This is a genomic window from Streptomyces sp. CA-135486 (assembly GCF_050936555.1).
GTDB lineage: Bacteria > Actinomycetota > Actinomycetes > Streptomycetales > Streptomycetaceae > Streptomyces.
Genome location: NZ_JBNJMM010000001.1, coordinates 1,370,157 through 1,392,350 on the forward strand (window position 1 = coordinate 1,370,157; position 22,194 = coordinate 1,392,350).

The window sequence follows — 22,194 nt, forward strand, 5'->3', positions numbered from 1 at the left end:
CCGCGCACCCAGAAGCTGGGTGAGGCCGGCCGCATCATGCTGTGCTCACCCGGGGGGCAACCCCCGACTGCCCTCGATAGCGGCTGCGCCGCGGGCCGGCCGGGCACCCGTGGGGGCGCGCGATGAGTCTTTTCCGTGACGACGGCGTCGTCCTGCGCACCCAGAAGCTCGGCGAAGCCGACCGCATCATCACCTTGCTCACGCGCGGGCACGGGCGCGTACGGGCCGTCGCCCGGGGCGTGCGGCGGACCAAGTCCAAGTTCGGGGCGCGGCTGGAGCCGTTCTCGCACGTCGACGTGCAGTTCTTCGCCCGCGGCAGCGAACTCGTCGGCCGCGGGCTCCCGCTGTGCACCCAGAGTGAAACCATCGCTCCGTACGGCGGCGGCATCGTCACCGACTACGCCCGCTACACCGCCGGTACCGCCATGCTGGAGACCGCCGAGCGGTTCACCGACCACGAGGGCGAGCCCGCCGTCCAGCAGTACCTCCTCCTCGTCGGCGCCCTGCGCACCCTCGCCCGCGGCGAGCATGCGCCGAACCTCGTCCTCGACGCCTTCCTGCTGCGCTCCCTCGCCGTCAACGGCTACGCGCCCAGCTTCGAGGACTGCGCGAAATGCGGCCTGCACGGGCCGAACCGCTTCTTCTCCGTCGCCGCCGGCGGCGTCATATGCGGCGACTGCCGGGTGCCCGGCAGCGTCGTACCCTCTGCGGAGGCCATCGGTCTGCTCAGCGCACTGCTGACCGGCGACTGGCCCACGGCGGACGCGTGCGAGGCGCGTCACGTCAGGGAGGGCAGCGGGCTGGTGTCCGCCTATCTGCACTGGCACTTGGAGCGCGGCCTGCGCTCGCTCAGATACGTAGAGAAATAGGAGATGTGAGCCGCATGGCACGACGCGGAATCCTGGGCCGGTCCCGCCGCGAGTACAAGGTCCCCGAGCCGCACCCGTCGGGCGCGCGTCCGCCGAAGATCCCCGGCGAGCTGGTGCCGAACCATGTGGCGTGCGTGATGGACGGCAACGGCCGCTGGGCCAAGGAGCGCGGGCTGCCGCGCACCGAGGGGCACAAGGTCGGCGAGGGTGTCGTCCTCGACGTGCTCAAGGGCTGTTTGGAGATGGGCGTCAAGAACCTCTCCCTGTACGCCTTCTCCACCGAGAACTGGAAGCGCTCGCCCGACGAGGTGCGCTTCCTGATGAACTTCAACCGGGACGTGATCCGGCGTCGCCGTGACGAGATGAACGAGCTGGGCATCCGTATCCGCTGGGTGGGGCGGATGCCGAAGATGTGGAAGTCGGTCGTCCAGGAGCTCCAGGTCGCGCAGGAGCAGACGAAGGACAACGACGCGATGACGCTGTACTTCTGCGTCAACTACGGCGGACGGGCGGAGGTCGCGGACGCGGCGCAGGCGATTGCGCGGGACGTGGCGGCGGGGAAGCTCGACCCGTCGAAGGTGAACGAGAAGACGTTCGCGAAGTACCTGTACTACCCGGACATGCCGGACGTGGATCTCTTCCTGCGGCCGAGCGGCGAGCAGCGTACGTCCAACTACCTGATCTGGCAGAGCAGTTACGCGGAGATGGTCTTCCAGGACGTGCTGTGGCCGGACTTCGACCGGCGGGACCTGTGGCGGGCGTGCCTGGAGTACGCGCAGCGGGACCGGCGGTTCGGCGGTGCGATCCCGAACGAGGAGCTGGAGGCGATGCGGGGGCGGCCCGAGGGCACCTCTGCATGAGCGGACGTGGATGTGGTGGCGCCGTGCTCTTCACGGTCGCGGCGCTGTTCGCCTACGCAAGCATCATGAGCACCATCGAGATGGAGACGTTCCCCGGGCTGCGCGACAACGACGCCGGGCTCGCCCTCTTCTTCGTTGTCCTCGCGGCAGGGGCCGCTGTGGCCGGTCTTTTCTTCGCGGGACGCCGCTCCCGCGCTGCCCTGGTGGCCACCGCATGTGTGGCCGTCGCGCTGACCTGGCGCGCGTACACCGTCGCACCGGCGATGCATTGCTGGGACCACAACAGCGTCGGCCGCAACGACGACGGCTCCTACGACTGCTACGACCGCTAGGAACCGCCGTCGCTGCGCCGGCCGGTACGCCTGGTCCACCGGGCGGACGCGCATCCGATCCTCGTGGCCGCCACCACCCGCGCCGGTGAGAGCCTGTAGACACCTATGGACACGACTGCCCATGCTTGTCCCATGGGGGGAAAGCGGCTGATCTACGCGGTATCACTGATAGCGGTCATCGCCGCAGCGGTGTTGGCTGCGGTATCAACTGGCCTGCCCATCCACGTTCCTGCCTGGATGACTGTTCTGATCGGCGCTGCGGCGTTTCTGGGTGCAGGACTGGCTAAGGGATTGTTCGAGGCGCTGAGCGTTCGACTGTCGCGGCCATTGCAGCAGTCTGGCCTGCGCGATGAGGCATTTGGTGCGGTGGGTGGCCGACACGAGAGAGTCGAGCACGTGACCGGGCGGCTGGTGTTGAACATTCATGCCGCTATCCCTCTTCCCGAAGAATCCGATCCGGAACTGTCGGAGGAGTATCCGGAGTACGTCCCTCGCGACCTGGACGCGGATCTCCGCGCATGGCTGAGAGGGCACACTGTTGCAGGCGGCCTGGTCGTCCTGGTCGGCGGCTCCGCCGCTGGAAAAACGCGCTGCCTGTACGAGGCGCTTCGTGCCGAGGTTCCCGACTGGTACTTCCTCCGTCCGGACACGGGTCAGAAGATCAATGCACTCGTAGCGGCCGGGGCTGACCTGCAGTCCAGAATTCGAGCCCCGAAGCAGCAAGTGACCGGGTTCGTGGCCGGCGTGGGCCAGGAGGCGTTGGTGGTTGCTGCCGGTGGTGGGTTTCGCGGGCGAACCGCACGGAGACGCCCGGGGTGCGCCCGGACCTCGGTCCGGTCAGCCCTCCGCCGAGGAGCCCGCCAAGGAGCCCGCGCACTCCGCGCACGTGCCGAAGATCTCCACCGTGTGCGCCACGTTCACATACCCGTGCTGCGCCGCGATCGTCTCCGCCCACTGCTCCACCGCCGGGCCCTCCACTTCCACCGCCTTGCCGCACACACGGCACACCAGGTGGTGGTGATGGTCGTCGGTCGAGCAGCGCCGGTAGACCGACTCGCCCTCGGACGTACGCAGCACGTCCACTTCGCCCGCGTCGGCGAGGGACTGCAGGGTGCGGTAGACCGTGGTCAGGCCCACCGAGTCGCCGCGGTGCTTGAGCATGTCGTGCAGCTCCTGCGCACTGCGGAACTCGTCCACCTCGTCGAGCGCCGCCGCCACCGCGGCACGCTGCCGGGTCGACCGGCCTCGCACAGGGGCGGTGTTCCCGCCCGTTGGCGCCGTCGCCACAGGTGCCTCCTCGCTTTGCCCGCCATACGCCAGGTACGTCGGGTCATTGTGCCAGGCCCGGACTCAGACCTTGACGTCGTCGCCCGGCCGCCGGGTGCCGGGCAGGTCCGCGGTGCACTCTGCCGTACTCGCCTCCGCCGTGTGTGCACGCCGTCTCGCCAGAGGTGCCGCCAGCGCGGTCAGCGTCACGAAGACCGCGATGGCCAGCAATACGATCGTCGCTCCTGGCGGCACATCCTGGTAGTAGGAGGTGACGGTTCCGGCCAGTGAGACGGCGATACCGATCGCCACCGCCCCGGCGAAGGTGGCCCTGAACGACCGGGAGAGCTGCTGCGCCGCCGCCACCGGCACCACCATCAGCGCGCTGACCAGCAGCAGCCCGACCACCCGCATCGCCACGCTGACCGTGACCGCCGCGGTGACGGCGATCAGCAGATTCAGCGCCCGCACCGGCAGTCCGGTCACCCGGGCGAACTCCTCGTCCTGGCTGATGGCGAACAGCTGCCGCCGCAGCCCCAGCGAGACGAGCACCACGAACGCGGCGAGCAGCGCGATCGCCGTCAGGTCCTCCTCGGAGACCGTGGAGAGCGATCCGAACAGGTATGAGCTCAGATTCGCCGTCGACCCGGTGTCCGAGATGTTGATCAGCAGCACGCCGCCCGCCATACCGCCGTAGAAGAGCATCGCGAGGGCGATGTCGCCGCGGGTGCGTCCGTACGCCCGGATCAGCTCCATCGCGACCGCGCCCACGACGGAGACGAGCGTCGCCATCCAGACGGGGTTGGTCGACAGCAGAAAGCCGAGGCCGACGCCGGTCATCGCGACATGTCCGATTCCGTCGCCCATCAGCGCCTGCCGGCGCTGCACCAGATAGATGCCGACGGCGGGCGCGGTGATGCCGACGAGCACGGCCGCGATGAGCGCCCGCTGCATAAAGGCGGTCTCGAGGATTTCCATGATCAGGTCAGCAGTCCCGTGCGGAGCGGCTCGTCGGCCGCGTGCGGATGTACGTGGTCGTGGCCGGGCAGGGCGTGCTGCCCCACGGCCTTCGGCGGGGGCCCGTCATGGACCACGCAGCCGTCGCGGAGCACCACCGCGCGGTCGATGAGCGGCTCCAGCGCACCCAGCTCGTGCAGCACCAGCAGCACCGTCGTCCCGGCGGCGACCTGCTCGCGCAGTGTCCCGGCGAGGATCTCCTGGCTGACGAGGTCCACGCCCGCCATCGGCTCGTCCATGATCAGCAGTTCGGGGTCGGAGGCGAGCGCACGGGCGATCAGGACCCGCTGGTGCTGGCCGCCGGACAGGGCGTTCACGGAGTCCTTGGCGCGGTCCGTGAGCCCCACGAGCTCGATGGCGCGCTGCACGGCCGCCCGGTCGGCCTTGGCGAGCCGGCCCAGCCTCGTACGCGAGAGACGACCGGAGGAGACGACCTCCCGCACGGTCGCGGGCACACCGCTCGCGGCGGTGGTGCGCTGCGGTACGTAACCGATGCGCGACCACTCCCGGAAACGGCGCAGCTCGGTGCCGAACAGGGCGATCTCGCCGCCGGTGAGCGGCACTTGGCCGATCACCGAGCGCACGGCGGTCGACTTGCCCGAACCATTGGCGCCGAGCAGCGCGACGACCTCACCGCGCTCGACGGTGAGGTCGATGCCGCGCAGCACGGGCCGCGAGCCGAGCGTAGCCTGCGCCCCGCTGGCGGATATGACGGGCTCCATCGCTCCTGCCTCCGATACGTCGTGCGTCACTTCGCGCCGAGAGCCTTCTGCAGCGCGGCGAGGTTGGATTTCATCACCTCGGTGTAGTCGCGGCCCTGGGACTTGTCCGTGATCCCCTCGAGCGGATCGAGGACGTCCGTCTTCAGGCCGGTGTCCTTGGCGAGGGTCTTTGCGGTCTTGTCGCTGGCCAGGGTCTCGAAGAAGACCGTGCCGACCTTGTCCTTCGCCGCGACGGCCTGCAGCTCCTTGATACGGGCCGGGCTGGGCTCGGATTCGGGGTCGAGGCCCGCGATGCCCTCCTGGTCCAGGCCGTAGCGCTCGGCGAGGTAGCCGAATGCGGAGTGGGTGGTGATGAAGGTCTTGGTGGTGGTGTTCTTCAGGCCCGACTGGAATTCGGTGTGCAGCCCGTTCAGCTTGGTGACCAGCGCGTCGGTGTTCTTCTTGTAGTCCGCCGCGTGGTCCGGGTCGGCCTTCCCCAGGGACGTGCCGACGCCCTTGGCGACCTCGGCGTACTTCACGGGGTCGAGCCAGATGTGCGGGTCGGCGCCGGCCTCGCCCTCGTCACCGTGCTCGTCGTGCCCGGCCTCCTCGCCCTCGTGGCTGTGGCCGCCCTCCGTGCCGTGGTGTTCCAGCGTGGTCAGGGTGGCGGCGTCGAGCTTGTTCTTCGCGTCGGACTGGGCGATGGCCTTGTCGACGGCGGGCTGGATGCCCTTGAGGTAGAGGATGTAGCCGGCTTCGTTCAGCGCGGCGGTCTGGCGCGGCTTGAGCTCCAGGTCGTGCGGCTCGACGCCCGGCGGCGTGAGGGTGGAGACCGAGACATGGTCGCCGCCGATCTGCTCGGCCAGGAACTGCATGGGGTAGAACGACGCCACCACCTTCAGCTTGCCGTCGTCGCTCCGGCCGTCGGCGGCGGAGGTGGAGCAGGCGGAGACGGCCATGAGGCCGAGGACGACGGCTCCCGCAACGGCAGTGGTGGGTATGAGGCGGCGTACGTTCATGACAGTCATTTTCAACAAAACTGGAAACGATTGTCAACAAGGGTGCTGAGCCGCCCCTGGCCCCTACCGATTTGATCCGGGGGGTGCGGCCGCCGGTAATCTGAAGCATTCGCCCGCCCGTCTCCCGACCACCACCCCCTCACCGAGGCGCTTCGCGCCGCACCTGTTAATTCCCGTCGTCGTCGTAATGAAGAGAGCACCGTGGCCGCCGACAAGATCGACACCATCGTCAGCCTGAGCAAGCGCCGTGGCTTCGTCTATCCCTGTAGCGAGATCTACGGTGGTCAGCGTGCCGCCTGGGACTACGGCCCGCTCGGCGTCGAGCTCAAGGAGAACATCAAGCGCCAGTGGTGGCGCTACATGGTCACCTCCCGTGAGGACGTCGTCGGTATCGACTCGTCGGTGATCCTGGCCACCGAGGTCTGGGAGGCCTCCGGTCACGTCGCCACGTTCACCGACCCGCTCACCGAGTGCACCTCCTGCCACAAGAGGTTCCGCGCCGACCACCTGGAGGAGGCGTTCGAGGCGAAGCACGGCCGCCTGCCCGAGAGCCTTGCCGAGGTCAACTGCCCCAACTGCGGCAACAAGGGCCAGTTCACCGAGCCCAAGCAGTTCTCCGGCCTGCTCGCCACGCACCTCGGCCCCACCCAGGACTCCGGCTCCATCGCCTATCTGCGCCCCGAGACCGCCCAGGGCATTTTCACCAACTTCGCCCAGGTGCAGCAGACTTCGCGCAAGAAGCCGCCGTTCGGGATTGCCCAGATGGGCAAGTCCTTCCGCAACGAGATCACGCCCGGCAACTTCATCTTCCGCACCCGCGAGTTCGAGCAGATGGAGATGGAGTTCTTCGTCAAGCCGGGCGAGGACGAGAAGTGGCAGGAATACTGGATGGAGCAGCGCTGGAACTGGTACCGCGACCTGGGTCTCCGTGAGGAGAACATGCGCTGGTACGAGCACCCGGCCGAGAAGCTCTCCCACTACTCCAAGCGCACCGCCGACATCGAGTACCGCTTCCAGTTCGGCGGCAACGAGTGGGGCGAGCTCGAGGGCGTCGCCAACCGCACCGACTACGACCTCTCGGCGCACTCCAAGGCTTCCGGCAACGACCTGTCGTACTTCGACCAGGAAGCCGGCGAGCGCTGGACCCCGTACGTCATCGAGCCCGCCGCGGGTGTCGGCCGCGCCATGCTCGCCTTCCTCCTCGACGCCTACAACGAGGACGAGGCCCCCAACGCCAAGGGCGTCATGGAGAAGCGCACCGTGATGCGCCTCGACCCGCGCCTCGCGCCCGTCAAGGTCGCCGTGCTGCCGCTGTCCCGCAACCCGCAGCTCTCCCCGAAGGCCAAGGGTCTCGCCACGGACCTGCGCAAGAACTGGAACATCGAGTTCGACGACGCGGGCGCCATCGGCCGCCGCTACCGCCGCCAGGACGAGATCGGCACCCCGTTCTGCGTCACCGTCGACTTCGACACCCTCGACGACAACGCCGTCACCGTGCGCGAGCGCGACACCATGACGCAGGAGCGTGTCTCGCTGGACCAGATCCAGCAGTACCTGGGCAGCCGTCTGCTCGGCTGCTGACCAGTCGCTTCACCGGCCGGCCGGGCCAAGGGCCCGGCCGGCCTTCGCGTGCCCCCGTATCGCAAGCGCCAACGCGTCGCGCACGTCGAGGAGTTCATCGACATGCCGCGCCGGGCCGGAGGTGGCGCCTGAGCGCCCGCCGGGAGCATGCGGGGCGAAGCGTGGGGCAATAGCGCGACAAGGTAGTGCTGTTGATGTTGAACCTGCTGCACACTGGGCGCACCCATCACCTGGAGGAACGATGCCGTCCATGACCACGAGCAAGGTCAGCAGATGGGATCAGCACGGCCGCGAACACGTCGTGCATGTACAGAAATCGGGCATGCAGCGCATGCTGACCTGCGACACCTGCGGCTGGCGCAAGGGGGCGCAGTTCCTGCCCTGGCTGAAGGCGGAGGAGCATCTGGCCGAGGCCCACCAGGCGACGGTCGACCCGAGCGCGTGACGGCTCCCCGCACCGGCTGACCGGGCTGAACCGGCCACACGCTCGAATTCGATGTGCTCAGGCTGCCCCCGGCACGGTAGCGTCACCTGCATGTCTTCGTTCTTCCAGATCTACGAGTGAGAGGGTGGCGGTCGATTACCGCCCCCGTCTGACGAGTCCCGAGTCACTTCTCATGGGAGAACCCCGTGGCCAAGAGCCGTAACAACCTCCTCGGCGTGGGCGGACAGCGCAAGAAGCTGTCGCGCGCCGACCAGCAGGGCAACGGTCCGGCGCGCAACGCCGACCGCAAGACAGCCGCCGACCAGAAGCAGGAGCTGGTGCGCAAGATGCGCGAGCGCGCCCAGGGCGCGACGGACGACGAGTCGCCCGACCAGTCGCCGCAGGGCGAGGCCTGATCAACACCGTGGGCCCGGATCGCACAGTGCGATCCGGGCCCACGGTCATGTCCGGGCGTGCGGTCAGTTCACCGTGCGCGGCAGGCGCAGGCTCAGCAGCGCCACCAGCACCACCATCCCCAGTTGCACCAGCAGCGTGACCGTCAGCGCCTCACGCATCCCCGCCGAAGTGACCAGCGACAGGAACAGCGAGCCCAGCGTGGCCACGCCCAGCGCCAGCGCGGACTGCTGGGTCGTCACCATCACCCCGCCGCCCACCCCGGCCCGCTCCGCCGGTACGTCGGAGAGCACGATGCGGAAGATCACCGGCAGTTGCAGGCCCTGGCCGAAGCCGGCGAGTGCGACGCCCGGCAGCAGTTCAGCGAACCCCACGTGCGGCCAGGTGCCCCACACGGTCAGCGTCAGTACCGTGATGCCCACGGCCTGCATGACCGAGCCCGCCGTCACGATCCGGCTCCCGTAGCGCACGACCAGTCGCGGCCCCGCCAGCGACGCCACGAAGAAGGCCAGTGCCATCGGGGCCAGTGCCAGACCGGAGGCGACGGCCCCCATCCCGGCCCCCTGCTGCATCGCCACCGCGATCACGAACATGAAGCCGCCGAAGCCGATCGAGAACGGCAGCACCAGCGCGAGCCCACGCCGCAGCGAGACCTGCGCGAACAGGCTCGGCGGCACCAGCGGCGTACGCCCCCGCCGGTCCGCGCGCCGCTCCACCCGGTAGAAGGCGACGGCCGCGAACGGGAACACCGCCAGCGCGATCCAGGTCCACAGCGGCCAGCCGGCGGCCCGCCCCTCCGTCAGCGGCGCGAGCAGCGTCAGCAGGGCCACGGTCAGCAGCAGCGTCCCGGGCACATCGACCGGCGCCGGGCGCTCGGCGCGCGTCCTTGGCACCGAGCGGGCAGCCAGCACCAGACCGATCAGCGCCACCGGCACGTTCACCAGGAAGACCGCGCGCCAGCCGCTGCCGACAATGTCGGCCGCGACGAGCACGCCGCCGAGGATCTGCCCGGCGACCATCGAAAGCCCGGCGGTCGCTCCGTACAGGCTCATTGCCCTGGCCCGGCGCGGCCCGGCCGTCGCCGCCTGGATGGTGGCGAGCACCTGCGGCATCATCAGCGCGGCCGCGGCGCCCTGGGCCACCCGCGCCCCGACCAGCGTCCAGGCGTCCGGCGCGAGGCCGCACGCCAGGGAGGTCAGTCCGAAGGCGGCCATGCCGATGAGAAAGAGCCGGCGGCGGCCGAACATGTCGCCGAGCCGTCCGCCGAGGACGAGCAGCACGGCGTACGAGAGTCCGTATCCGGCGACGACCAGTTCAAGGAGGGCCGGACCCGCGGCCAGGTCGTGGTCGATGGTCGGCAGGGCGACATTGACGATAAAGAAGTCGATCAGCGGAAGTGCCGCACCGAGCAGCAGGGTGAACAGCCCGAGCGGGCCGAGGACAGGCGCGCTCCGGCCGTCGGCGGCGCGGACGGGCTCTTGGGAAAGGACACTGGTCTCACTCACGTCCTCGACGATGCGCCCCCGCGTAGCCTGGTACCAGAGTCTCTTTATCCTGGTACAAGCAGTACCTGGCAATGGTCCCGGCCGTTCGGCACCCTGGGGGCATGACGACGATGGTGCAGGAGTCCGACGTACGCAGGCATGAGCTCGCGGGCTTTCTGCGCAGCCGTCGCGAGCGGATCACGCCCGAGCAGGTGGGCCTGCCGCGTGGCCGCCGTCGGCGCACCCCGGGGCTGCGCCGGGAGGAGGTCGCCCAGCTCTCCGCCGTCGGCGTCACCTGGTACACCTGGCTGGAGCAGGCCAGGGACATCCAGGTCTCCCCGCAGGTCCTCGACGCGCTCGCCCGCGCGCTGCTCCTCGACCAGAGCGAGCGCGCCCATCTCTTCGCGCTGGCCGCGGCCGCCGACCCGGCGCCGGGCGGGCCCTGCCCGACCGTCACGTCGGCGCTGCGGCAGCTGCTGGAGCAGCTGGAACCGATCCCGGCCTGCATCCAGAACAGCCGGTACGACATCCTCGCCTACAACCGGACGTACGGACGGCTGCTCTGCGACCTCGACGCGGTGCCGCCCGAGGACCGCAACTGCATGATCCTGGCCTTCACCAACGACGACTGGCGCGCGGCGGTCGCCGATGTGGGGGACGTGAACCGGACGATGGCGGCCAAGTTCCGTGCGTCGATGGCCGAGCATCTCGCCGAGCCCGCCTGGACGGCACTGCTGCGGCGTCTTGAGACGGCCTCGGAGGAGTTCCGCGAGGTGTGGGCGCGCCATGAGGTCGTCAGCCAGGGCGGCAGGACCAAGCTGATCCGCAACGCCCATGTCGGCCTGCTGCACCTGGAGCACAACAACCTCTGGCTGGGGCCCACCACGGGCCCGCGCCTGATCAGTTACGTACCCCTCGACGAGCAGAGCCGCGAACGGCTCGAGAAACTCCAGGCGTTGGCGCTCGCCGAGGTCTGAACGCGCAAGAAAGTCCGCACGGGTCCGGGCCCGGACCGTGGCGTGCGGTCCGGGCCCGGGTTCGGTGTGCCGGTCAGCCCGTGAAGCGGGTCACCGCTGGGACCAGGTCGCCCTGTTTGGCGATGCCCACGGTCCACAGGTCTGCGGTCTTCGGCACAGTGGTGAAGGCTCGCACCACCACACCGGGGTCGGCTGCCTTCTCCCAGCGGCGCTGCTGCGTGTCGAAGCGCAGGGCGAGTGAGACAGCGCCCTTGCCGCCGACCGCCCACAGCTTGCCGTCCCCGGCCCTACCGACGGCTCGAAGCCGGCCGTCGGCGATCTCGGGTGTCTTGACGTCGGTCCACTTCTTGCCGTCCCAGTGCACGGCGTAGGGGCGATCGCCTGCCGTGGACGTCGAACCGCCCACCGCCCATATGTCATCGGCACCCAGTGCGGTGATGCCGCTGAGCCAGCGGTGCTCGTCCGTGGCGGCGGTGGGCGCGGCGACCCGCGTCCAGGAGGTGCCGTCCCAGTGCAGCAGCAGGGCCGTCTCCGCGGCGTCGTCGGTGGCGAAGGACGTGCCCGCCGCCCAGATGTCGTCCGGTGCGACGGCCGTGAGGCTGGTGAGTTCGCCCTTGCCGACATCGGGCAGGGTCTGCCGGCGCCAGGCCGTGCCGTCCCACGCCTGGATGGCGGGGACCCCGTTCTTGATGCCCTGCGGCACCGCGCGGCCGGCCGTCCAGGCCTTCCCGTCGGACGTTGTCACCACCGCGTCGGGTGTCAACCGGCCCGCGGGGTCACGGTCGAGATTGCGCGTGGTCCAGGAGGTGCCGTCCCAGTGGACCGCCGTCGCGCCGACCGCCCAGATGTCACTGGCCGACCGTACGGCGAGCGCCTGCGGGAAGCTGCCGTCCGGCAGCGTCGACTGCTGAGTCCAGGACGTGCCGTCCCAGTGCAGGGCCAGGGTCTCCAGCTCGGTGTCGCTCTTGAGCCGGTAGCCGACGGACCAGGCCTGCTTGTCGCTGAGCGCGGCCACGGCGGTGATGTCGCCCTTGGTCACCGGGACCGCGGTCGACTGCCACTGTCCGGCGACGCGCGCCGGTGCGGCCGCCGCGTCCTTGGCGGCGGGCGCGGGTCCGGCCCAGCCGGTGCCGGCGGCGATCAGGCCCCCGGCCGCGATGGCGCCCGCGGCCAGCGCCGCCACCAGCGGCCGCCGTCCGAGATGCAGGCGCCGGGATGACTTGCTCGTATTCATCACGGAAATCCTTGGGTGATCGGCGGTCGGCTACTTGGCCGTGGTCTGGATGACGAAGTCGAAGGCGCCGGTGTAGCGGCCGTCCTTCGGGCCTGCGAGCGTGATCGTGCAGGCCCGGTTGAGGAGCCGGTCCGCGGCGTTGAGCGCGGCGAAGTCCCTTCCGTACGCCTGGGTGTTGTCGGGGAAGTACAGCTGGGTGACGAGCACCGGTCCGCCGGGGGCCTGGACCTGGGTGTGGATATGGGGAGCCCGCTGGCCCCAACGGCCCCAGTAGTCCCGGGGGATGATCGTCGCGAGCCGGAACGCGCCCCTGCTGTTGGTGTACTGGTGTCCGCGCAGCGAGAAGCCGGCGGTGTCGTAGTCGCCGTTCTGGTCGCACTGCCAGAACTCGATGAGCGACCCGGGCAGGGGTTTGCAGGCGGTGTCGTAGACGATGCCGCTCAGTTCGAGCCGCACTCCGCGGATCGCGGGGGTGAGGAAGTCCGTCCGCTCGGGGGACTGCGGCTTGAAGAGCGGGCCCTCGGTCGCCGCCGGGGTCTCATGACCGTCGCAGGCGGGCGTGACGGCCAGCGGGCGTCCCGCCGCGCGTGCCTTCTGCACAGTGCTCACCGGTGCCGCCAGAGCGGCACCGGCCCCGCTCGTCGCCACAAGGGCGGCGGTCATTCCCACCGAGCTCGTTCTGATGAACGCCCGCCTCGAGCTGGTGTGTTCGCCGTCCGCATCGTGGTCGTGCCGCATCGCGTCTCCTTGCCGGATTACTGTCCAGGCAGGGCATTCCGTGGGGGGAGGAACCGGATCCACGCCGTCGGGTCCTTGGAATGCCCTGTTCCGCTCAGCTTGGTCGCTGCGGCGGGCACGCGGATCGATCGGATGACCGGCGACTTGGCGGCGTTACGAAACCTCGCCGCGGCGCGGACCGTGCTCGGAGGCGGCCCGGCGCTTCTCCCTGCCGGCCACCCACAGCGCGATCTGCGTACGGGAGCGCATGCCCAGCTTGTCCCGCACGTTGTCGAGGTGGGTCGAGACCGTGCTCGCCGACAGATCCAGACGGGCGGCGATCTCGCGGTTGGTCAGTCCCTCGGCGACCAGCGCCGCCACCGTCATCTCCCGCCCTGTGAGCGGGGACTGCCCGTTTTCCGTACGGACGGCTGGTGTCGCTCCTTCGTCGGTGCCGCGCAGGGCGTACGCGATCAGTCGCTCCCAGCCCATCCCGTGGCCCTGGGCCACCGCAGCCTCCCGCCCCGCCGGGGGCAGCGCCGACGCCGCGCGGGCCGTCGCCGACTCGACCTGCCGTTGCCACTCGGCCTCCGGCTCGGTGTCCAGCCGTCGGCGCGCCTGCGCCGCGGCCGCGAACAGCCGCAGTGACCGCTTCATCTGGCCCCGCTCGGCCGCCACGACGGCAAGCCCCTCCAGCGGATACAGCGCGTGGAAGCTCTCGCCGGGCACCGAGCGCAGGCCCTCGGCGAACAGGCCCTGGGCCGAGTCGGCATCGCGCAGGGCGAGCCGGATCGCACCGGCGGTGTGCAGGGCGGCCGCCGACTGGGTCCAGGGGGACTGTCCGCGCAGCAGCGGCAGGCAGGACGCCATCAGCTCGTCGCCCTCGGCCGCCTTGCCGATGTGCAGCAGCGCCCAGGCCAGATGGTGGCGGCACGACGCCGTGTCGCGGGGGCGGCCGAGTGTGGCGACGATGTCCAGGCACTCCGCGAAGTCGGCGACTGCCCGGGCGAACTCGCCGCCGCACACCAGGGCGGCCGCCCGGGCGTCCAGGGCGTTGGCGAGTGCGGTGGGGTTGTCGCGCCGCCGCTCGATCGCCACCGCCTGCTCCGCGAAGTGCAGCGCGGCCGCCGGGTCCTGCTGCTGGCAGGCCGCGCGTGCGGCGAGTGCCAGTGCCGCACCGCCGTGCGTGGAGCCGTCCTCCTGCGCGAGTACCTGGGTCAGCAGGGCGCGGGCGGCCGTCAGCTGCTCCTGCTGGAAGCGCACCCGCGCCAGCGCGAGGGCCAGCCCGAGGGGCGGCTTGCCGTCGCGGCCGGTGGCGTAGGCGACGGCCGCCGCAAGGTTCTCCCGTTCCCTCGCCGGCGCTCCACCGATCTGGTCGGCAAAGAGCCGCTCGGCGGCGGGCTCCAGCAGACCGGTCAGCCAGTCCAGGGCCCGCTGCCAGGTCTTGTGCAGCTCGCCGGAGTCGGCGAGCCGGTCCAGCGCGTAGGCACGGATGGCGCTCAACTGCCGGAATCTCGCGGGGTCCTCGGTCCCCGGCAGCCGTACGATCAGGGACTTGGCCTCCAGGGCGCACAGCACGCGCAGCACATCACGCGGCGGGACCTCGCCGTCGGCGCAGACCGCGGCCGCGCCCACGGCGTCGAATCCGCCGGCGAGGACGGCGAGCCGGCGGAAGAGGGTCTGCTCCTCCGGGTCCAGTAATCGATGGCTCCAGTCGATCGCCGCGGCCAGTTCGCGGTGCCGGCCGGGCCCGGTCCTGCTGCCGTCCGTCAGGAGGGCGAGCTGGTCGTCCAGGCCGGCCAGGATGTCGCTCAGCGGAAGGGCTCCGGTGCGGCGGGCCGCCAGTTCGATGGCCAGCGGCATCCCGTCAAGACGACGGCAGATCTCCGCCACGGTGCGGGCGTTGCCGGCGTCCAGCGCGAATCCGGGCACGCGGCCGGCGGCGCGCTCCACGAAGAGCCGTACGGCATCGGCCTGCAGCACGGCTGCCGGGTCGTCCTCGTCGGCGAGCTCTGACAGGGACAGTTCGCCGACCCGGAACACCACTTCGCCCGGAACCCGCAGCACCTCGCGGCTGGTGGCGAGGATCCGCAGCCGGGGGCACCGGCTCAGCAGGGCCGCGGCCAGCTGTGCGCACGGCTCGGCCAGGTGCTCGCAGTTGTCCAGGATCAGCAGTATCGAGCGGTCGCCCAGGGTGTGGGCGAGCATCTCGACGCCGCTGCGGCCGCCGCGTTCGCCCAGGCCCAGTGTGGTGGCCACCGCCTGGGGCAGCTGGTTGCCGTCGTGCAGCGAGTCCAGCTCGACGAACTGGGCCCGGCCGTCGGCGCCGCCGCGCAGGCTCCCGGCGAATTCCAGCGCGAGGCGGGTCTTGCCGACCCCGCCGGGGCCGGTGAGGGTCAGCAGCCGCGCCGACTTCACCAGGGTGCGCAGCCGGGACAGGTCGCGGCTGCGGCCGACGAAGGAGTCGAGTGCACGCGGCAGTTCCCGGCCCCGCACGGGCGCGGCCGGTGTGGGGGCGCCGGGCGCGGCGGGCGGCTGCGTACGGCCCGTGCCGTCCTGTGCCGAGCGGCGGCGGAAGGCTCGCTGCCGGCAGGCGGCACGGCAGTAGCGGGCGGGCCGGCCACCCTGCGCCGGCTCACTTCCCGTACGCCTGCCCTTGCCGGGCAGCTCTCTCCCGCACTCCTCGCACGTTCGACTCGGGCTCATCCCTCGAATCCTTGCCGACCGGCCGCACCCGGCACCACCGTCTCCGCAGAAGGTGAGCCACGCCCCACGGCGTCTGAGCACGGGCTGAGCGCCCGCTATGCGCTCGCTGTGGACGGCGCCTGGTCCCGCTCCGGCGACTTGAGCCGCTCCGCCGTGCGCCGCGCCGTCTCCTGCGCCCATGGCCCGCTGGTCAGTGCTCCGACGACGAGTACGCACAGTCCGCATCCGGTGATGACCCACCAGGCGGGCCTGCTCGCGGCGACGAAGCCTGCGGTGTACGAGGTGGCGGAGACACCGGCCGCGAGAACGGCCCCGACGACGGCGACGCCGAGGGTCTGCCCGATCTGGCGGCTGGTGGAGGCGACGGCGGCGGCGACGCCGGCCTGCGCGCGCGGCATTCCGGAGACGGCGGTGTTGGTGATCGGCGCGTTCACCATGCCGAAGCCGAGGCCGAACAGGACGTAGCCGGCGAACATGAGGGGCGTCGACGTCTCGGCCCGGAAGGCGGCGAAGAACACCCCGCTCGCGGCCATCGCCGTGCCCGCGATCAGCAGCGACAGGCGCGGTCCCCGGCCGGCGACCAGCCGTCCCGACAGAGGTGCGCAGACGAAGCAGAGGGCGGCCATCGGCAGCATGTACAGACCGGCGCGCAGGGCGGACAGGCCGCGGATGTCCTGCAGATAGAGGGTGTTGATGAAGAGGAATCCGCCGAGCGAGGCGAAGGCGCACACGGCGATGACGGTGGCCCCGCTGAACGGCGCGGAGCGGAAGAAGCGCAGGTCGATCAGGGGCTCACGGCGCCTTGGCTCGTACAGCAGCAGTCCCACGAGTGCGACGGCGGCGATCACGGCGAAGAGGGGAGCGGGCGCCTCGATGATCGCGTACGTGAGCGATCCGAGCAGGGCGATGACCAGGAGCTGGCCGACCGGGTCGGGGCGGCGCGGCTTCGGGGCGCGGGACTCCGGTACGTAACGCCAGGTCAGCAGGAGCGCCAGGAGCCCGACGGGCAGATTGACCCAGAAGATCGAGCGCCAGCCGACGCTGTCCACGAGCACTCCGCCGACCAGCGGCCCCGCGGCCATGGAGATGCCGACGACACCGCCCCAGACCCCGATCGCGCGGGCGCGTTCGCGTGGGTCGGTGAAAGTGTTGGTGATGATCGACATGGCGACCGGGTTGAGCATGGAGCCGCCGACCGCCTGGACCATGCGGAAGGCGACGAGCGCTTCGAGGCTGGGGGCGAGGGAGCAGAGCACCGAGCCGAGGGTGAACAGCACGAGCCCGATACGGAAGACGCGGCGGCGGCCGATCCGGTCGGCGGTGGAGCCGGAGAGCATCAGCAGTGAGGCGAGGACCAGCGTGTATGCGTCGATGGTCCACTGCATCCCGGCGACGGAGGCGCCCAGCTCGCTGCGCATGGCCGGCAGCGCGACATTGAGGATGGTGTTGTCGAGGCTGACGATCAACAGGCTCATACAGCAGATCGCCAGGACCAGCAGGCGCCGTCGATGTGTGAGCTCGGGCATACGCGGATAGTACGGCTGACTAGTGACCGGCGTCGTACGCGACAATGGACGGATGACCACGCTCGCCCCGCCCCTGTCGACGCCCTCCCCGGCGCTGAGGATCGGCCCGCACGCCGCGCAGCCGCCGGTGGTGCTCGCGCCGATGGCCGGCATCACGAACGCGCCTTTCCGGACCCTCTGCCGTGAGTTCTCCGGCGGTAAGGGGCTGTTCGTCAGCGAGATGATCACGACGCGGGCGCTGGTCGAGCGCAATGAGAAGACGATGCAGCTCATCCACTTCGACGAGAGTGAGACCCCCCGGTCCATTCAGCTGTACGGAGTGGACCCGGTCACCGTCGGCAAGGCCGTCCGGATGATCGTGGACGAGGATCTGGCCGACCATATCGACCTGAACTTCGGCTGCCCGGTGCCGAAGGTGACACGCAAGGGCGGCGGCTCGGCGCTCCCGTACAAGCGGCCGCTGCTGAGGGCGATCCTGAACGAAGCCGTCTCGAACGCCGGCGCGCTGCCGGTGACCATGAAGATGCGCAAGGGGATCGACGACGACCACATCACGTATCTCGACGCGGGCCGGATCGCGGTCGACGAGGGCGTGACGGCGATCGCGCTGCACGGGCGTACGGCGGCGCAGCACTATGGCGGCACGGCGGACTGGGACGCGATCGCCCGGCTGAAGGAACACGTCCCTCAGATCCCGGTGCTCGGCAACGGCGACATCTGGTCGGCGGACGACGCGTTGCGGATGGTGCGCGAGACGGGCTGCGACGGGGTGGTCGTGGGGCGCGGCTGCCTGGGGCGGCCGTGGCTCTTCGGCGACCTGGTGGCGGCGTTCGAGGGTGCGGGCACGTATGCGACGCCGACGCTGAGGGAGGTCGCGGTCGTGATGCGCCGGCATGCGGAGCTGCTGGGGGAGTGGATCGGCGACGAGGCGCGCGGCGTGATCGACTTCCGCAAGCATGTGGCCTGGTATCTGAAGGGCTTCTCGGTCGGCTCCGAGATGCGCAAGAAGATGGCGATCACGTCGTCGCTCGCGGAGATGGACGGGCTGCTGGCCGAGCTGGATCTGGACCAGCCGTGGCCGGTGGGCGCGGATGGGCCTCGCGGTCGTACGTCGGGGAACAACCGGGTTGTCCTGCCGGAGGGATGGCTGAAGGACCCGTACGACTGCGCGGGCGTCAGCGCGGACGCGGAACTGGACACCTCGGGCGGCTGACGCCGGCGGGCCGCCGGGGCTCCGCCCCGGCCCAGCAGCGCGTCCCGGCCCCGGAGGACAGCGCCGCTCATCTGATGGGGGTCGTCGCCGCCGCCCGAACAAGCCGCCGGCCGGCGTGGCCCTGAGTGCCACCTCGCCGGCAGCGGCGCCGACGACACCGTACGGACCAGCCGCATCCCGGTCCCCATCAGGCGGTCACCACCCGCTCCGGGCGCTCGCATCGCCCGGCCGGGTCTTCGCGGATAGCCTGGAGGACGTGGATCTCGACGTGCTCAGGCGGTGTGTTTCGGCCCGGGAAACGGGGTCCGGATGATGGGACGGAAGGCCTCGCGGCCGCGTGATTCTCGCCACCCTTGATAGGGGTGGCGCTCAGATGAGCAAAATAGCGTCGACTGCACCTCTCGGACGTGTGGCACCCAGTGCCACCCTTTCTGGGTTCAGTCGGCATAGTGAATCGTCGCTGGGTGTAGTAGTGACCCCTAAAATCATCGCCCTGCGCATTCATGGCTTCAGGACTTGAAAACACACGATAGATCCACTTCGCCGCTGGATACTTTCGATCTGGTGGCGGATGAGTGGTTACAGCCGTATGACGAGCAAGTGGACGTACCCAGACGCCTTTGATCTGGGTATGTTCCTCGCCGTCAGGGCAGCCACCGAGTCCTCGAGGAGTCGAGACCCGTGTCGGAAAACAAAGATCAGAAGTTCGTCTACGACTTCACCGAGGGCAACAGGGACCTCAAGGACCTGCTCGGCGGCAAGGGCGCGAATCTCGCTGAGATGACCAACCTCGGCCTGCCCGTCCCTCCGGGCTTCACGATCACCACTGAGGCGTGCAAGGTCTACCTCGACAGTGGCAAGGAGCCCGCCGCGCTGCGCGACGAGGTGAGTGCGCACCTCGACGCCCTCGAGCAGTCGATGGGCAAGAAGCTCGGCCAGGCCGACAACCCCCTTCTCGTATCCGTACGTTCGGGCGCGAAGTTCTCCATGCCGGGCATGATGGACACCGTCCTCAACATCGGTCTCTCCGACGACTCGGTGGTCGGGCTCGCCCAGCAGGCGGGCGACGAGCGCTTCGCATGGGACTCGTACCGCCGTCTCATCCAGATGTTCGGCAAGACGGTCCTCGGCGTCGACGGCGAGCTCTTCGAGGATGCCCTCGACGAGGCCAAGGCCGCCAAGAAGGTCACCGTCGACACCGACCTCGACGCCGCCGACCTCAAGAAGCTGGTCAAGCAGTTCAAGAAGATCGTCTCCCGCGACGCGGGCCGCGACTTCCCGCAGGACCCGCGCGAGCAGATGGACCTCGCGATCCGCTCGGTCTTCGAGTCGTGGAACACCGACCGCGCCAAGCTCTACCGCCGCCAGGAGCGCATCCCCGGCGACCTCGGCACGGCCGTCAACATCTGCTCCATGGTCTTCGGCAACCTCGGCCCCGACTCCGGCACCGGCGTCGCCTTCACCCGCGACCCCGCCAGCGGCCACCAGGGCGTCTACGGCGACTACTTGCAGAACGCGCAGGGCGAGGACGTCGTCGCGGGTATCCGCAACACCGTGCCGCTCGCCGAGCTGGAGACGATCGACAAGAAGTCGTACGACCAGCTGATGCAGATCATGGAGACCCTCGAAACGCACTACAAGGACCTGTGCGACATCGAGTTCACCATCGAGCGCGGCCAGCTGTGGATGCTGCAGACCCGGGTCGGCAAGCGGACCGCCGGCGCGGCCTTCCGTATCGCCACCCAGCTCGTGGACCAGGGCCTGATCGATGAGGCCGAGGCGCTGCAGCGGGTCAACGGCGCGCAGCTCGCCCAGCTGATGTTCCCCCGCTTCGACGAGAACGCGAAGGCCGAGCTGCTCGGCCGCGGTATCGCGGCGTCCCCGGGTGCGGCCGTCGGCAAGGCCGTCTTCGACTCGTACACCGCGGTCAAGTGGTCGCGCTCCGGCGAGAAGGTCATCCTCATCCGCCGTGAGACCAACCCCGACGACCTCGACGGCATGATCGCCGCCGAGGGCATTCTGACCAGCCGCGGCGGCAAGACCTCGCACGCCGCCGTCGTCGCCCGCGGCATGGGCAAGACCTGTGTCTGCGGCGCCGAGGACCTCGAGGTCGACACCAAGCGGCGCCGACTGACCGTCAACGGGACCGTCATCGAAGAGGGCGACGTCGTCTCCATCGACGGCTCCACCGGCAAGGTCTACCTCGGCGAGGTGCCGGTCGTGCCGTCCCCGGTCGTCGAGTACTTCGAGGGCCGGATGCACGCGGGCGCCGACGACGCCGACGAACTGGTCGGCGCCGTGCACCGGATCATGGCCTACGCGGACCGGGTACGCCGCCTGCGAGTACGGGCCAACGCCGACAACGCCGAGGACGCGCTGCGCGCACGGCGCTTCGGCGCGCAGGGCATCGGCCTGTGCCGCACCGAGCACATGTTCCTCGGTGAGCGCCGCGAGATGGTCGAGCGGCTCATCCTCGCTGACACGGACGAGGAGCGCGAGCAGGCGCTGGGCGCCCTCCTGCCGCTCCAGAAGAAGGACTTCGTCGAGCTCTTCGAGGCGATGGACGGGCTGCCCGTCACGGTCCGGCTGCTCGACCCGCCGCTGCACGAGTTCCTGCCCGACATCACCGAGCTGTCGGTGCGCGTCGCCCTCGCCGAGTCCCGCAAGGACGCCAACGAGAACGACCTGCGCCTCCTCCAGGCCGTGCACAAGCTCCACGAGCAGAACCCGATGCTGGGTCTGCGCGGTGTACGCCTCGGGCTGGTCATCCCCGGTCTGTTCGCGATGCAGGTACGGGCGATCGCCGAGGCCGCGGCCGAGCGCAAGAACGCCAAGGGCGACCCCCGCGCGGAGATCATGATCCCGCTGGTGGGCACCGTCCAGGAGCTGGAGATCGTCCGCGAGGAGGCCGACCAGGTCATCGCCGAGGTGCAGGCCGCCACCGGCACCGACCTCAGGCTCACCATCGGCACGATGATCGAGCTGCCGCGCGCCGCGCTGACCGCCGGTCAGATCGCCGAGGCGGCCCAGTTCTTCTCCTTCGGCACGAACGACCTCACCCAGACCGTGTGGGGCTTCTCCCGCGACGACGTCGAGGCGAGCTTCTTCACGGCGTACCTGGAGAAGGGCATCTTCGGGGTCTCCCCGTTCGAGACGATCGACAAGGACGGCGTCGGCTCGCTCGTACGCAGCGCGGTGGAGGCGGGCCGGGCCACCCGGCCCGATCTGAAGCTGGGCGTGTGCGGTGAGCACGGCGGCGACCCGGAGTCGGTGCACTTCTTCCACGAGGTGGGTCTGGACTACGTGTCCTGCTCGCCGTTCCGCATCCCGGTGGCGCGTCTGGAGGCCGGCCGCGCGGCGGCCGAGTCGAAGGGCAGCGACTCCCGATAGGCCGCCGGAGCCGTTGCCGGTCTCTCGGGGGCTCGCCCCCGGGAGCTCGGTACCCACCCTCACCGACCCGGTGGCGGCTCCGGAGCACCAGAGGAAGGGGCGGGCGCCTTGTGCGGGGCGCCCGCCCCTTCCGCCTTTTTCACGGGTTTGAAAAAGTCCCTGTTGAATTCCGGACCGCCACGGCACCAGGCCGTTACCGGCAATCGAATTCCTGCCATCTTCCTGCCATTCACTGAGCAAACAAGGGGCGAGGCGCAGCCTGCGGATCCCCATCCGCAGGCCGCGCCCCATTACCCGTGCCGGACAGGGAGCCGCAACCTTCTGTCGCCCGCCGCCGGACGCGCAAAGCCCCCCACGGTCTTCGCAGCGCCCATCGGTGACAGAAGGTTTCCTGCCCGACGCCGTACAGCCTTTCGGTTGGCACCCGACCCTCGCGAGGCGTTTCAACTGTGGCTGAAACACCG

Annotated in this window: 18 protein-coding genes; 9 read left to right on the forward strand and 9 right to left on the reverse strand. The window is 70.1% G+C overall.

Annotation, left to right across the window (positions count from 1 at the left end; all coding sequences use genetic code 11):
• Positions 1-122 precede the first annotated feature (122 nt).
• From recO to ACQEVG_RS06115, 3 genes are read left to right on the forward strand one after another with little or no spacing between them, the layout of a single operon-like run.
• Positions 123-869, forward strand: a complete 747-nt coding sequence (recO, locus tag ACQEVG_RS06105) for a DNA repair protein RecO (protein ID WP_360879981.1) — start codon at positions 123-125, stop codon at positions 867-869.
• Between the two features lie 14 nt (positions 870-883).
• Positions 884-1,729, forward strand: a complete 846-nt coding sequence (locus tag ACQEVG_RS06110; protein ID WP_404723322.1) for an isoprenyl transferase — start codon at positions 884-886, stop codon at positions 1,727-1,729.
• A complete protein-coding gene (locus ACQEVG_RS06115) occupies positions 1,726-2,061 on the forward strand; it encodes a hypothetical protein (RefSeq protein WP_432978169.1) in 336 nt (111 codons plus the stop codon). The genes ACQEVG_RS06110 and ACQEVG_RS06115 overlap by 4 nt, the downstream gene beginning before the upstream one ends.
• 837 nt (positions 2,062-2,898) lie before the next feature.
• Here ACQEVG_RS06115 and ACQEVG_RS06120 read toward each other — a convergent pair.
• The 4 genes from ACQEVG_RS06120 to ACQEVG_RS06135 all read right to left on the reverse strand — a co-directional run bounded on the left by ACQEVG_RS06120 (position 2,899) and on the right by ACQEVG_RS06135 (position 6,064).
• Positions 2,899-3,348 carry a Fur family transcriptional regulator gene (locus ACQEVG_RS06120; RefSeq protein WP_432978172.1) on the reverse strand — a complete coding sequence of 150 codons (450 nt, stop codon included), beginning with the start codon at positions 3,346-3,348 and terminating at the stop codon, positions 2,899-2,901.
• A gap of 63 nt (positions 3,349-3,411) precedes the next feature.
• The gene (locus ACQEVG_RS06125) at positions 3,412-4,305 is read right to left on the reverse strand and encodes a metal ABC transporter permease (protein ID WP_432978175.1); all 894 of its coding nucleotides are present in this window, start codon (positions 4,303-4,305) and stop codon (positions 3,412-3,414) included.
• Positions 4,306-4,307: 2 nt separating this feature from the next.
• Complete coding sequence (locus tag ACQEVG_RS06130) at positions 4,308-5,066, reverse strand: metal ABC transporter ATP-binding protein (protein ID WP_432978178.1); 759 nt, start codon at positions 5,064-5,066, stop codon at positions 4,308-4,310.
• A gap of 26 nt (positions 5,067-5,092) precedes the next feature.
• A complete protein-coding gene (locus ACQEVG_RS06135; protein ID WP_432978181.1) occupies positions 5,093-6,064 on the reverse strand; it encodes a metal ABC transporter substrate-binding protein in 972 nt (323 codons plus the stop codon).
• A 201-nt stretch (positions 6,065-6,265) separates the two neighbouring features.
• Between ACQEVG_RS06135 and ACQEVG_RS06140 the strand changes: the two genes are divergently transcribed.
• From ACQEVG_RS06140 to ACQEVG_RS06150, 3 genes are all read left to right on the forward strand, one after another.
• On the forward strand, positions 6,266-7,645 hold the full coding sequence (locus ACQEVG_RS06140) for a glycine--tRNA ligase (protein ID WP_360880011.1): 1,380 nt from the start codon (positions 6,266-6,268) through the stop codon (positions 7,643-7,645).
• 241 nt (positions 7,646-7,886) lie between these two features.
• Positions 7,887-8,090 carry a hypothetical protein gene (locus ACQEVG_RS06145; RefSeq protein ID WP_432978185.1) on the forward strand — a complete coding sequence of 68 codons (204 nt, stop codon included), beginning with the start codon at positions 7,887-7,889 and terminating at the stop codon, positions 8,088-8,090.
• A 185-nt stretch (positions 8,091-8,275) separates the two neighbouring features.
• Positions 8,276-8,485: a DUF6243 family protein gene (locus ACQEVG_RS06150; protein ID WP_432978188.1), complete on the forward strand. Its 210-nt coding sequence runs from the start codon at positions 8,276-8,278 to the stop codon at positions 8,483-8,485.
• A gap of 63 nt (positions 8,486-8,548) precedes the next feature.
• Here the strand turns inward: ACQEVG_RS06150 and ACQEVG_RS06155 are convergent, their stop codons facing one another.
• Entirely contained in the window at positions 8,549-9,988 is a 1,440-nt protein-coding gene (locus ACQEVG_RS06155; protein WP_432978191.1) for an MFS transporter, read from the reverse strand.
• 101 nt (positions 9,989-10,089) lie between these two features.
• On the opposite strand from ACQEVG_RS06155, the gene ACQEVG_RS06160 reads away from it, so the two are divergent.
• On the forward strand, positions 10,090-10,944 hold the full coding sequence (locus ACQEVG_RS06160) for a helix-turn-helix domain-containing protein (protein WP_432978194.1): 855 nt from the start codon (positions 10,090-10,092) through the stop codon (positions 10,942-10,944).
• Between the two features lie 73 nt (positions 10,945-11,017).
• Here ACQEVG_RS06160 and ACQEVG_RS06165 read toward each other — a convergent pair whose 3' ends face one another.
• From ACQEVG_RS06165 to ACQEVG_RS06180, 4 genes are all read right to left on the reverse strand, one after another.
• A complete protein-coding gene (locus tag ACQEVG_RS06165) occupies positions 11,018-12,178 on the reverse strand; it encodes a hypothetical protein (protein WP_432978197.1) in 1,161 nt (386 codons plus the stop codon).
• Positions 12,179-12,208: 30 nt separating this feature from the next.
• Complete coding sequence (locus ACQEVG_RS06170) at positions 12,209-12,916, reverse strand: dioxygenase (protein WP_432978200.1); 708 nt, start codon at positions 12,914-12,916, stop codon at positions 12,209-12,211.
• A gap of 153 nt (positions 12,917-13,069) precedes the next feature.
• A complete protein-coding gene (locus tag ACQEVG_RS06175; protein WP_432978203.1) occupies positions 13,070-15,601 on the reverse strand; it encodes an ATP-binding protein in 2,532 nt (843 codons plus the stop codon).
• Between the two features lie 95 nt (positions 15,602-15,696).
• Complete coding sequence (locus ACQEVG_RS06180) at positions 15,697-17,127, reverse strand: MFS transporter (protein WP_432978206.1); 1,431 nt, start codon at positions 17,125-17,127, stop codon at positions 15,697-15,699.
• 52 nt (positions 17,128-17,179) lie between these two features.
• Here ACQEVG_RS06180 and dusB point away from each other — a divergent pair, with 52 nt between their 5' ends.
• Entirely contained in the window at positions 17,180-18,340 is a 1,161-nt protein-coding gene (gene dusB, locus ACQEVG_RS06185) for a tRNA dihydrouridine synthase DusB (RefSeq protein WP_432978209.1), read from the forward strand.
• Positions 18,341-19,021: 681 nt separating this feature from the next.
• On the forward strand, positions 19,022-21,730 hold the full coding sequence (gene ppdK, locus ACQEVG_RS06190) for a pyruvate, phosphate dikinase (protein ID WP_432978212.1): 2,709 nt from the start codon (positions 19,022-19,024) through the stop codon (positions 21,728-21,730).
• The last annotated feature ends 464 nt before the right edge of the window (positions 21,731-22,194 follow it).